The organism is Streptomyces yunnanensis, assembly GCF_029011865.1.
Classification (GTDB): Bacteria; Actinomycetota; Actinomycetes; order Streptomycetales; family Streptomycetaceae; genus Streptomyces; species Streptomyces yunnanensis.
In genome coordinates, this window is record NZ_CP095749.1 from 1 (window position 1) to 12147 (window position 12147).

10 protein-coding genes and 1 pseudogene are annotated in these 12147 nt (G+C 69.4%); all 11 read right to left on the minus strand.

The annotated features are described in order from the left end of the window. Positions 1 to 1165: 1165 nt before the first annotated feature. Positions 1166 to 1237 (minus strand): annotated as a pseudogene (locus MOV08_RS00010) (hypothetical protein); the annotation flags it as partial. Positions 1238 to 1279: 42 nt separating this feature from the next. After that, positions 1280 to 1543, minus strand: coding sequence for an acyl carrier protein (locus MOV08_RS00015; RefSeq protein ID WP_275305666.1), 264 nt, complete (start codon positions 1541 to 1543; stop codon positions 1280 to 1282). Positions 1544 to 1548: 5 nt separating this feature from the next. Beyond that, positions 1549 to 3396: an HAD-IIIC family phosphatase gene (locus MOV08_RS00020; RefSeq protein ID WP_275305667.1), complete on the minus strand. Its 1848-nt coding sequence runs from the start codon at positions 3394 to 3396 to the stop codon at positions 1549 to 1551. 76 nt (positions 3397 to 3472) lie between these two features. Next, positions 3473 to 4189 carry a GNAT family N-acetyltransferase gene (locus tag MOV08_RS00025; protein WP_275305668.1) on the minus strand — a complete coding sequence of 239 codons (717 nt, stop codon included), beginning with the start codon at positions 4187 to 4189 and terminating at the stop codon, positions 3473 to 3475. Continuing rightward, on the minus strand, positions 4186 to 5520 hold the full coding sequence (locus MOV08_RS00030; RefSeq protein WP_275305669.1) for a condensation domain-containing protein: 1335 nt from the start codon (positions 5518 to 5520) through the stop codon (positions 4186 to 4188). The genes MOV08_RS00025 and MOV08_RS00030 overlap by 4 nt, the downstream gene beginning before the upstream one ends. Then, the gene (locus MOV08_RS00035) at positions 5517 to 6170 is read right to left on the minus strand and encodes an HAD family hydrolase (protein ID WP_275305670.1); all 654 of its coding nucleotides are present in this window, start codon (positions 6168 to 6170) and stop codon (positions 5517 to 5519) included. Before MOV08_RS00035 ends, MOV08_RS00030 begins: the two co-directional genes overlap by 4 nt. Further along, positions 6152 to 7141 carry a dTDP-glucose 4,6-dehydratase gene (locus tag MOV08_RS00040; RefSeq protein ID WP_039628469.1) on the minus strand — a complete coding sequence of 330 codons (990 nt, stop codon included), beginning with the start codon at positions 7139 to 7141 and terminating at the stop codon, positions 6152 to 6154. The genes MOV08_RS00035 and MOV08_RS00040 overlap by 19 nt, the downstream gene beginning before the upstream one ends. Positions 7142 to 7155: 14 nt before the next feature. Further along, the gene (locus MOV08_RS00045) at positions 7156 to 8466 is read right to left on the minus strand and encodes an aminotransferase class III-fold pyridoxal phosphate-dependent enzyme (protein WP_275305671.1); all 1311 of its coding nucleotides are present in this window, start codon (positions 8464 to 8466) and stop codon (positions 7156 to 7158) included. A 26-nt stretch (positions 8467 to 8492) separates the two neighbouring features. Beyond that, complete coding sequence (locus MOV08_RS00050; RefSeq protein WP_275305672.1) at positions 8493 to 9593, minus strand: hypothetical protein; 1101 nt, start codon at positions 9591 to 9593, stop codon at positions 8493 to 8495. A 50-nt stretch (positions 9594 to 9643) separates the two neighbouring features. Then, positions 9644 to 10819: a glycosyltransferase family 4 protein gene (locus MOV08_RS00055; RefSeq protein ID WP_275305673.1), complete on the minus strand. Its 1176-nt coding sequence runs from the start codon at positions 10817 to 10819 to the stop codon at positions 9644 to 9646. Beyond that, positions 10816 to 12063 carry a DegT/DnrJ/EryC1/StrS family aminotransferase gene (locus MOV08_RS00060; RefSeq protein WP_078875233.1) on the minus strand — a complete coding sequence of 416 codons (1248 nt, stop codon included), beginning with the start codon at positions 12061 to 12063 and terminating at the stop codon, positions 10816 to 10818. Before MOV08_RS00060 ends, MOV08_RS00055 begins: the two co-directional genes overlap by 4 nt. Positions 12064 to 12147 lie beyond the last annotated feature (84 nt).

Here is a 12147-nt window from a genome sequence, read left to right on the forward strand (position 1 = left end):
CTCCGGAGGAACGACGCACGCCCTACGGGGCGTCAAATGCTATTCCCCTCCGGGAATTACCAGCCCCTTCGGGGCTTGCTATTCCTTCGGAATAGCTGGGGAATTCCTCCGGAATTCCGCACTGCATTCACTGTGGCTCGCCTTGTGTGGCGTCTGGCGGACCATCCGTGGTTCCGGGTGCGCAGCTGGCTACGGGGCGGGGCTCCCTTGGCTGATCTGGGATCCTGTCCTCCGGGCCCCAAGTCGCTGCTCCGGCCTCAGAGACTGACCGACGGTCACCCACATTCCGCCGACCGGCCGTTGAGAACGACCCGAGCCGCTCGCCTCCGAGCGTACCGCACACCCTCCGGAAAACACCACACCCACGTACCGATGCATCACGAGACAGCCCGGGGTGAAACTGGGAAAACACACCATCACCCCAAAAGTGAAAACCGTCATTCCGAGATCGCATTTCTGTACCTCAAAGCCCTTCTTGGCGGCCCGATATGACACCGGATTTGGTCCCACTGCCATCATCACAATTGACCGTGAGCGACTCACTGAAACTCGGCGAGCGCGCCGACGAAACATCAGGATGAAAGCGGCGGCTATCGGTTCTTCAATGCGGCAGCCATGAATGGGTGAGCAGTCGGCTTCGCTGCCGTCCCAGCATTGTTTGTTTCGGGCGTGGGGCTGCATGCAGGGTGCTGGTTCTCGGCGCAGCAGGGCTGTGCGTCCGCGCTCCAGCCATGGTCCGTCCGCGAGGTGCAGCCGGAGGTGGCGGCCGAAGGTGCGCGGGCTCATGTCGGCGTGGTGCGCCAGCTCGGCCTGGGTGGCTTCGCGTGTGATCCAAGCCCGGTCCGCGAGTTCCGCCACCACGGTCATGATCCGAAGGCAGGCGCGGCAGTCGAGTTCCAGGGCTGTTGCCCACTGGCAAGGCGTCAACTCGGCGCATGGCTCGGGCGGTGGTCCGCAGCGGGGTCCGTCCGTCCGGGGCGAGGTGCTCGTACTCGACGACCAGCTTGGCCAGGTGGACCCGGAGGGTGCGCGGTGCGCGGCCCGCTTCACCTCCCCCCGCCGGCGAGGCGGAGCTGATCGTGGCCAAGCACCGGCACGGGCCCACCGCGACGATCACCGTGGCGTTTCGGTCGTAGGCGTCCTCGCGGTGCAGCAGCACGATGACGTCCGCGTCGTTCTCGATCGCGCCGGATTCGCGCAGCTCGGACAGCTTCAAGTGAAACGGGCTCAATCGCATCTGGTGTACGCCAGGGGCGTTCTCAGCCGGCGGAGGTCGCTGTCACGATGACCTCAGACGCCGCGCGAAGTCTGCCACCGAGGTGATGGAGACCAGTTCGAAATTATCGGGGAACTTCAGCTGGGTGCGTGTCTCCACCCGGTAGACCAACTCGAAGAGCTCCAGGGACTCCAGCCCGAGGCTCTTGGTGTCCGCGGCGACGGACCAGAGCAGCGTCTCCTCCGTGATGTCCGCGGCGGGGATCTCGCCGAAGCGCAGGTCCTCGACCTCCTGTGCGATGACGGCGACCAGCTCGTCGTGTGTCATGGGCATCAGCTCTCCTCCTCGATGAACGGACTGAGCGCAGGGAGACCCTGCTGAACCAGGTCGTACTGCCATCGTGTGACGCCGTCCGGTGCCTCCCGCACGAGCCCGAATCCGAGCCGCTTGTAGAGATCAGCCACCATGTGGTTCTTCTGTGTCGGGGCGTACTCCCCCACCAGTCGTCGCACTCCGGTCGCCGCGGCCTGCCGGGCGAAGACGCCGAACATCGACCGCTCCAGGTCACGGCCGATGACGCGACAGCTCAGCAGCCACGAGTCCACTTCGGCGGTGTCGCCGTGCGTCCGTGCCAGGAAAAATCCGACCACCCCGTGATCGGTGAACCGGTCGCGCAGCCGGGCGGTGAGGTGGAGGGCTCCCGGCCCGGCGACGAGTTCGGCCAGCTCGGCCGCCGAGTGGCGACGGCTCAGGACGTTGAACTGATTCGTCTTGACGACCATTTGCGCCACGCGCGGGAGCGTGCCCGCGTCCACCGGCGCGAACCGGGCGGACATCTCAAGGCCACGGTAGAAGTCCTCCAGGGTCTCGCTCTCCTCCTCGTACTGCTTGGCCTGGGCCCGGGCCCGGTACGAATCCGCGCGGGCGGCGTCCTCCTCGGTCGCCCATGCCTGCTGCAACAGGGGGTGGGCACGCACGGTCCGGACGTACTCCCAGGAGCTCTCCGGGAGGTCGATGACCTCAACTTCGGGGAGCAGCGCGCGGACCTGGGCGCGCTCCACCGGGTCGTCGTCGACCAGGATGAGGGAGTCGAGGCCGATGCCGAGGTGTTCGGCGATGCGGCGCAGCTGTTCTGGCTTGGGCTCCCAGGACGCGCTGAAGCAGCTGATGTCGGAGAGCCGCAGCAGCATGTCCGGGTGTTCCTGGAAGGGGGACTTCGCGTCCGCGGGGTTGTTCTTGGAGCAGACAGCGAGAATGAGCCCGCGTTCCTTGAGCACGCGGACGTACCGCTGAAAGCGCACGAAACCCTCACCCGCGTCACCGCCCAGGACGATGCCGTGCACCCCCGCTTCGCCGATCACCCCGCCCCACAGGGTGTTGTCCAGGTCCAGGACGAGGCACTTCTTGGCCCGCCCCAGGTCCGCAGCGATCAGGCTGGCGGTCTCCCGAGCCGGCAGCGGCAGCACGTCGGAAGCGAAGGGCTGTTTCGCCATCCGCCAGGACCGGTCGTCGAACCAGGCGAGCTTTCCGGCCGCCCCCGCCAACCGGTCGCAGTCCACGACCAGGACGTCCTTGCCCGCCGCTTCCGCCAGCATGGTGTTGACGCGGACCGCCATGCTGTAGCGGGATCCGGGCAGGCGCACGTCCAGGGCGTTGACCACCAGGTCGTCGGGCAGCGCGAAGAGCCAATGCACCACGCGTGCACGGCTGTTGGTCCGGAGCGTCCGCCACAGTGAGCGCCAGCGTCGGACCTCCGCCTCGACGTCCTTCTCGGGAGCCGTGGAGTGGCCGGGCAGGCCTAGTTCGTCGTGGTGCACCGCCAGCACGACGAAGTCGGGGTCGCTGCGGTAGAGGTCGCTGTCTGGGTCCGCGGCGAGGCTGCCGTACTGTCCGATGCCGTAGACGTCCACCACGGCCTCGATCCCGCACCGGCGCAGGGTGACGCGCAGGACTCTGCCGAGGAGGTCGGCGGTGAAGCTGCCGATCAGCGCCACTCTGACGCGGGGTGCGCCGGGAAGTGGACCCCCGGCGTCGAGGATGCGGCTGAGGGAGAGGATCTCGCCGGTGTTACCCCTGTCGACCAGTGCGCCGACGAGCTGTCGGAGTGTGGTATGAGCGTCGTCCCGGACGGCTTCCTGGGCGCGGCGCAGCAGATCTCGGGCCTTCTCGTTTTCCGACACCGGGTTGTGGCCTTTCCGCCGACGGCCGCGTCCACGGAGTGCGCGGCCGGCAGCAGGTCAGTGGTGGTCAGGAACGTCAGTAGAGGTTGACGTTGACGGCGTACTGGTCCATGCCCAGTCGCCTCGCCACGGACAAGGAGGCGAGGTTGTCCCATTCAGTGCTGTAGAGCGGTCTGGCGCCCCGTGCTCGCACCTGTCGGGCCCAGCGGGTCACCAGCGCCGGGGCGAGGCCGCGACCGCGGTGGGTCGGCAGCGTTTCCGTACCTGCCTCATAGGCCGCGCCGCTGTTGCGGGCCGCGCAGCAGACGGCGACCACCAGGTCGCCGTCGAATGCCGCGACGGTCGGCTGCCGTTCGGCGATGGAGTCGGCCACCTCGGGAAACGTCTCGCGGAAGAGGGACGCCGTCGATGGACCGCAGTCCCGCAGGGTGATGCCCGGCAGGGCCGGCTCGCCAGTGGAGTCGGGCACGACGAAGGCCGGGCCCACGAAGCTCTGTGTCACCGGGGCGTGCCGTGCCAACAGCCGGGCCGCCTCGGCCGGCGGGCTGACGACGTCGGCCAGGGCGGCCGGCGGCTGATCGGCGGCCCATCGGTGCAGCTCGTCGGCCATGTCTGCCGGCACGGCGGTGCTGGTCCACGCCTCCACGGCCGAGGCCGTGTAGGAGAGGAAGCAGCGGGGCGGGGCGGGGTGGCCGACGTCGTTGATAGCGGTGAGCCTGCCGTCCCGGATCACGAACAGCGTCCGTGCCTGGAGCGCCGCCAGGTTCTCCGTTGAGTCGGGGGCGGTTGTCATCGCAGCAGCCCGCCCCGCACCCGGTCGATCAGCTCGGAGGCGTAGCCCTCGACCGTGGCGCGGTCGAACTGGTTGGTGCTGTAGTACCAGACGACCTCCAACTCCCCGTCGGTGACCAGCACGTCGATGCCGTGCACGTGCTCACGCAACCCGGTCTCCGTCTCGTCGGGGCCGGGGTCCTCCGAGGCCCGGGGCAGCATCTTGGCGGCGGAGCCTCCGCCTACCTTGCCCAGGTAGTTGACGGTGATGTCGGGCTCGCCCTGGGCCGCGAGCGCCTCGCGCGTCGCCTCGTCTCCCAGGTGGGCGAGGATGCCGTAACCGGCGCCGTCCATGGGGATGTTGGCCAGGCGGCCGGACACCGTCTGCAGCTGTGCGGCAAAACTCTCGGACGTGTCCACCTCGACGGAGACGGGGTATCGGGTGGAGAGCCAGCTCACGGTGCGGGCCACGTTGGGCTGGCCCGGCAGGCCCCGGCGACCGTGGCCGATGAGGTTGGAACGCACTCCGCGGCGCCCGCCCTCGCCCTGAAGTGTGGGAATCGCGGCGGTGAGAAAGACATCGACCATGCCCAGACCGGTGCCCGGCAGCACCTCGTCCATGAGCCGGGCGGTCTCGGTCCGGCCCAGTCGCGCGGCCACGGTGTCCGTGGTCGCCATGGTGTTCTCCTTGTCCCGGTCCAAGGGTACGGGCTCGGCGGGGCGTCCCAAGTCCAGCCAGAGTGGTACCTGTTCGCGCAGCCGGGGCTCGGCGGCGCGCTCAGTGAGCCACCGTGCGAAATCCGCGCTGGTGGTGCTCGGCGGGACGAGGGACACGGGACGGGAGACCAACAGGGACCGGCAGGCGCGTTCGAGGTCGGCGAGAACGATCCCGAACGAGAGTCCGTCACATACGAAGTGGTGGACGACCAGCAGCACCCGCCGTTCGTCACCGGCCAGGGTGAAGTACGCCAGCCGGACGAGCGGGGACTGGTGCATGCGCATCGATGCCTGGATCCGGGTGCACTCGCGGGTGATCGCCTCCTCGGCAGTCGCGGCGTCCCGGTCCCGCAGGTCGAAGGTCTCGATCGGCATCTCATCCAACGGCCGCCCTTGGAGGCCGGCCGGCCCGCGTTCCTTGCTTAAGAGACACAGCCGAAGCCCGTCGTGGAGGTTGACGACCGTCCGGGCGGCCTCTTGAACGTGGTGCGCAGTCAACTCCGGTGGGGCCTTGAGCAGCGCCACCTGGTTCCAGTGGTGCTCGTCGGGGAGGTTGCGGGTGAGGAAGCGGCGCTGTTCCGGCAGAAGGGGCGTGGCCTGCGCAGCCGCGAGGTCTTCAGAGGAGGGCTCGTTCATGTTCGGTCCTTCGTATCAGCCACGGTCAGGGTGAAGTGGAGGAGGTTGGCGACCGCCTCGGGCAGCGTACTGGGCGACTCGACGTGCAGCGTACGCAGACCCTGACGTCCGGCCTCGGCGAGCACGTCCGGGTTGTCGTCCAACAGCACGGCGTCGTCTAGGGGTTGGCTGCACCGCCGGGCCACTGCCGCGAAGAACTCCCTGGTGGGCTTGACCTCGCGCACCTGCCACGACGAGGCGATGACGTCGAAACGCCCGAGGTGCCCGTACCGGTCGTCCTTGACCCGGTCCCAGTGGGCGGCCTCGTTGTTCGTCAGTACCAGCAGCACATCCGGGCGATGCCGCCGGATGGCGTCAATCGCCGTGAACGCCTCCGGGTGGACTGCCAGGCAGTCCCCGTACAGGTCGTCCAACCACTGGGCGTCCACCGCAACGTCGGCCGAGGCCCCGGCGGCGGCGAGGGCGTCCCGCAGGACGTCGTGGACATGGGCGCGCCCGGTCTCGTACGCGGCGTCGCGCGCGTCGATCTCCCTCCGCAGCCGGTGGGTGTCGGCGCCGTGACGGGCGGCCAGGCGGTCCAGGAAGTCCGTCTCTTCGGTGACGTTGTTGAAGAGGACGCCGCCGGCGTCCATCAGGATCGTGTCGGCCATACCGCCTCCACGTGCGCCCGCATCCACTCCAGGTTGACCGCCAGGCCCTTGGCCAGGTCGTACTCGGCACGCCAGCCGGTGGTCTGGGTGAGCTTCGAGGGGTCGGCCTGGAGCTTGAGCACTTCGCCGGAGCGCGCCGGACCGTGGACGATGTCGCTGCGCGATCCGGTCAGTTCCACGATGGTGCGTGCCACGTCGATGATGCGGTGGTCCGTGCCGGTGCCGATGTTGTACGCCTCGCCCGCGGCCGGCAGCTCCGCCAGGGCCAGGAACCCCGCGACGGTGTCCGCCACGAAGGTGAGGTCCCGCGTCTGCTCACCGCTGCCGTTGATGGTGATCGGTTCTCCCCGCAGCGCTTTGGCCAGGAAGAGCGGTACCGCGTCATAGACGTGGCGGGGCCCGTAGCAGTTGAACGGTCGGACGATGGTGAGCGGCAGCCCGTAGGTGTGGTGCCAGGACCAGGCCAGGCGGTCGCAGGCCACCTTGGACGCCGCGTAGGGCGTGGCCGGTTCCAGCGGATGCCCCTCGGTGATCGCGTCCTTCTGGCTGCCGTAGACCTCACTCGAACTCGTCACCAGGAGGTGTGCGGGTTGCCTCGACTGGGCTGCCTGGAGGACGTTGAGTGTGGATGTCACATTGGTGCGCACCACGTCGGCCGGCTGGTCCAGCGACGCCGGTACGTAGGCATCCGCGGCCAGGTGGAACCAGGTGTCGGCCGCCACCCGGCTGAGCACGTCGACCGCCGACGGCCCCGCGAGGTCCACGTGCACGACCCGCTCCAGGGCATCGACCGTCGCGGCGGGGAGATTGCGGAACCGGTTCGTCACCTGCGCGGCCGAGACGCGTCGGACGACCGCGGTGACCCTGGCCCCGCGGCTCACCAGGGTTTCGGTGAGGTGTGAACCGATGAATCCGTCGGCTCCCGTGACGAGCACCGGGCGTCCCGCCCAGTGCGTGGTCGTGGGTGACATCACGTTGGTGCCTTTCAGCGGTGGGAACGGTCTTCGGACCGGGTGAACGCGCGCTCCAGCGAACGGCGCAGGCCGTGTGCCAGAAAGTCGACTTCGGACGGGGAGGAGTTCAGTGGGGGAGCGACGATCAGCCCCTCGCCCGTGCCGTCGGCGTGGAATCCGTTGAAGGGGTACAGCAGCAGCCGCTCCTCGCGGGCGGCCGCGAGGGCGGCGGCCTGCGTGCCCGGCTCCAGCTCCACAGCGTGGAAGTAGCCCACTCCGCGGGTCTCCCGCACCACGGGCAGCCCCTCCACCGCTCGTACCGCGGCGGTGACGTCCTCGCCCCGGACGCGAGTGGGGTCCAGTGCGCCCAGCTCGCCGAGCACGTCGAGTACCGCGAGCCCCGCCACGGCCTGGAGGGGTGTCGCCGACATGGTGCCCATCAGCGGCAACGGTCTTGGGGAGGAGTGGAGTTGGTCCACGCCGGCGGGATTCACGAGCACCGCCGACAGCGGAACGTATCCGGCGGACAGGCCCTTGGAGAGCACCACGATGTCCGCCGCGGCGTCCGCGCAGTGGTCCGCGCCGAGTGGCAGGCCGGTCCGGCCCAGGCCGGTCAGGACCTCGTCGTGGATGACCAGCACGCCGAGGTCGTGGCAGGCCCGGCGCAGCGCCGCCAGGTAGCCGGGGGGTGGGACGTAGGCGCCGCCGGTCGTGCCGTTGACCGGTTCGATGAGCACGGCCGCGACGGACTCGGCCCCCAGGCGGTCGATGGCCTCGGCCACGGAGTCGGCGCAGCTTGCCTGGCACCGGTCGTAGGGGCAGTTGTGGTGGTGTCCCGGGTAGGGCGGGTCGAAGGCAGGCGCCAGGCCCAGGGCGTCGTCGGGGTGCGGGCGCCGGCGGCGGTGTCCGGAAAGTCCCAGGGTCAGCGCACTGTTGCCGTGATAGCCGAGCCGGGCGGTGAGGATGTGATGCCTGCCGTCCTGGCCGCGCGAGCGTTGGATGAGTCGGGCGTAGGAGATGGCCAGCTCCACCGCGGAGGTTCCGGAGCAGGAGAGACTGACTCCGTCCCCCGGCCTGTTGACGGCTTCGGTAAGCCGTACGGCCAGCTCTTCCTGCACGTACGGGAGGAGGGCCCCGGGGGATGCGAACGTGGCGGTGCGTGCCTGGCGGGCGATCCGTTCGACCACGTGCGGGTGGGCGTGGCCGATGTTGACGCAGATCAGACCGCTGGCGGCGTCCAGCAGACGGTCGCCGTCGGCGGTGTGGATCCATGCTCCCGCCGCATGGCTGTAGTCGATCGGCGGCAGTGGCTGACGCGCCGACAGCAGGACCGAGTCACTCATGTCGTGAGCCTTTCGCAGTGGCGCGACTAGATCAGTTCGTGCCAGGCCAGACCGGCCTTGCCGCCGCACAGGCGCAGGGCCTGGCAGGCGAACATGGAGCCCCAGCAGTTGCGGTGCGGTTCCGCGACCTGGGGCCAGTAGAGGACCGCTGCCTTGCCGTCACCTGTGTGGAGGCTGCCGGCCAGCGTCGAGACCGCCGCGTCGAACCCGTCGGGCCGCAGGTCCAGCAGCTTGGCCAGACGGATCGCCTGAGCCAGCACGTCGGACTGCGTCCGGTCGGAGGCAGGGCCGCGCGTGCGGTGTGCGTAGGTGGTGAAACCGCCCTCGGCGAGTTGTTGTTGCCACACCCACTCGGTGATCCGTACCGCGCGTTCCCGGGCCTCCGGCCGGTGACGGGCCGTGTCCCAGATCCACAGGCCCTCGGCGGCGTAGCACGCGGCGTGCAGGCTGATCAGATCGCTGCCGGGGCAGGTCACGACGGGCGCCGCGGCTGGTGGGCAGGGCTCGGCGAGCATGGCGTCCACCAGCCGCCCGGCGGCTTCGGCAGCTCCCGTGACGCCCGCGTCGTCCGCGCTGACCAGCGCTTGCAGCAGCTTGAGCAGGTGGGCGCTGCCGGAGTTCGACCAGGTCGGCTCGGCTCCGGTGGGCCGTTTCCCGGAGGCCAAGGGGTGGGGGTGCCCGGTGGCCGGCAGGTGGTCGAGAAGGAACCGCGCGGCGGTGCGTCCCGAGGCGAGCAGGCGCTGGTCACCGGCGCGCCGGCCGTAGGACAGCAGGCCGTGGGTGATCATGCCGATGTCGAAGAGGAAGACTCTGCCGTCGCCGTGATCGGGGCGGCACGAGTAGTCTCCACCATCGATGCGGTCGGCCAGCCACGCGGCCGCCGCGTCCGCCCTTTTCCGCTCGGGCGCGGCCAGTGTCTCGTGGGCGAAGAAGGTCAGGATGTATCCGGTGATTTCCGGATACGGATAGGAAAGGCGGCCGTCAGGCTCCTGCCATCCGCAGAAGGCGCCGTCGGGCTGCTGGGTTCCGCCGCCTCGGAGCCAGGCGGACAGGGCCTCCGCCAACTGGCACGCGCGTTCGGGGAGTACCTGCGACACCTGGTGGGCCAGGGCATGTTGTGCGCTCATATCCCGCTCTTCGGTCTCGGGGGTTGACTGGTGCTCCGTGTGTCGGGCGGTCACCGCTGGGCACACGCCGCTTCGTAGGCCCGTTCGTGCCCGGCGGCGACCGCCGCGGACGAGAAGCGGCGCTCCGCTTCGGCGTGTGCCGCCGTCACGAGGTCCTCCAGATCCGAGGTGACGACGCGCTCCATGCACTGGGCCAGTGCCTCGACATCGCGCGCCGGGTAGAGGAACCCGGTGCGCCCGTGGTCGATGACCTCGTCGTGGCCCTCGACGTTCGAGGTGATCACGGGACGCCGGCTGGCCATCCCTTCCACGAGGGCGATGCCGAACCCCTCGTGGGAGGAGGGCAGTACCACCGCGTCGGCGCCGGAGAACAGCGTCGGCATGTCGTGCCAGGAGAGCCCCTGCTCCCAGATCACCCGGTCCGCGACGCCGAGTTCGTCCGCCAGGGCCCGTAGCTTCCCGGCGTAGGAGTCGAGCGTGCGCGCGGTCGGGGTGGTCAGGACCAGGCGGGTGCGCGGATGCCGCGCGGCCAGCCGGGCCAGCGCCGTCACCGCGTCCTCGATGCACTTTCGTGGCACGGGCCGTGCGGGAATCAGGAAGACCGTCTCGTCGTCGGCGACGCCGTGGCGGGTACGCCAGCGGGCGCGGGCGGCACCGTCCTCACGGAAGCGGTCCAGGTCGGTGCCGAACTCCACGACGTGGATGTCCTGGTCCGCGAAGCCGGCGTCGAGTGCCCAGCGCCGGTACGCCTGAGAACCGCTCACCATCACATCGGCCCGTAGGTTGTCGACGAGCCCGCGTTGCAGGGACCGCTCCAGCGGGTAGTCGCCCCAGAGGTCGAAGACGCGCTGCCCCGGCATGTGCGTCTCGAACAGCGAGACGGCCAGCTTGGCACCGATCACCGGCCGGAGCCAGCTGGTCAGGAGCGCCGGCACGTAGTTGAAGACATGGATGACGTCGGCGTCGCTGGTGGTGAACACGGAGTGCAGGTTCGCCACCGCCGCCTTGGCGTCCAGGCGCTGGCAGGCGTCCATCAGCCCGGTGAGTTCGCGGATGCGCACCGCCCCCTCGCGGTAGAGCCGACGCTCCGGGCCGTCGGGGACGGCCTCGGTAGCCACCGTCACCTCGTGGCCACGAGCCACCAGCCCCTCGGCCAGTTGGTGGAGGTGCGTCTCGCCGCCGCCGACGATGGGGGGATACTTCTCCGCCACGAGCAGGATCTTCATGACAGCGACTCCAGGGCTCCGCGCAGGGCCTTGAGGGCGGCGGCGCGGTCGGTCCGGGGCGGGCAGCCCAGCAGCAGCCCGCGCTTGGCCAGCGTGCGCGTGTGGACGTACGGCTCGTGGACGACCTTGGTCACGCCGTCGAAACAGGGCTGATGCGGCTGGGAGGCGCCGAGGAAGCCGCGTGGATCGATCCCGTGCTCCAGCAAGACATGGACGGCGCGGGTGAGCGGCAAGCCCTCTGGTAGGAGGACCGCTACCGCGAAGGGGGAGGCGCCCGGCGCGACCGGGTCTCCCAGCACCGTCCACCCGAACTCCCGGAGCACAACCGCCATTTCAGCGGCGAGCTGTCGCCGCTGTTGGGCGAGCTCCACGTGCCGTGTGAGCTGCACGCGGCCGAATGCGGCCTGGAAGTCGGTGATTTTGGCGTTGTACCCTAGCGTGAGGTGGATGTACCGCTCTTCCGGAGCCAGTGGACGGTCGTCAACTGGGTGCTCGAAGCGCCCGAGTTGGTAGTCGGCGTTCCGGCCGAAGGCACGGAGGCCGCGCAGGACGGAGTCGGTCTCCTTGGAGTGGCTGGCCGCCACGCCGCCCTCGCCCATGGTGAGGTGATGGCCGGCGTAGAAGCTGAAGGTCGCCACGTCGGCGACGGAGCCCACCGGGGTGGAGCCGTCGGCGGCCCCTAACGATTCGCAGCAGTCCTCGATGACGAAGACACCGTGGCGGCGCTTGATCTCGGCGAGACGGTCCATCGGCAGTGCCTGGCCGAGGGTGTGCGGCAGCAGAACACCGCGCGCGCCGTGTTCGGCGACGGCCTGCTCGACCAGGTCGAGATCGATGTTGACGTCACCGGCGGCCACGTCGACGAACACGGGTATCAGACCGAGTTGGACGACCGGAGTGACCGCACTGACGAAGGTCGCGCCGGACACTACGACCCGGTCGCCCCGCTCGGCCCGACCGAGTTGGAGCATGGCCGCGACGGCCAGGAGATTCGCGGTACTGCCGGACGTCACCGCGAGTGCGTGCGCAAAGCCGAAGGACTCAGCGAATTCAGCCTCGAATTCCCTGGTGATCGCCCCAGTGGCCAAGTCCCCGGAACGGAGGGCGGATACGACCGCCGCAACTTCGCGTTCGTCATAAGCAGGGCGGCCAAACGACAGAAGCGCATCGCCTCCGGCAGCCGGAACGATGTGCATGGCATGGTTCACACGGGCCCCCGATCTCCCTTTTCCGAGACTATTCATGCGCGCACACGGATTCGGCGTGCATGTCGGACAGTCATGACAGACGTGAGAAAGAAAGTGCCGTTCGCTAATCGCTCGCCAGCT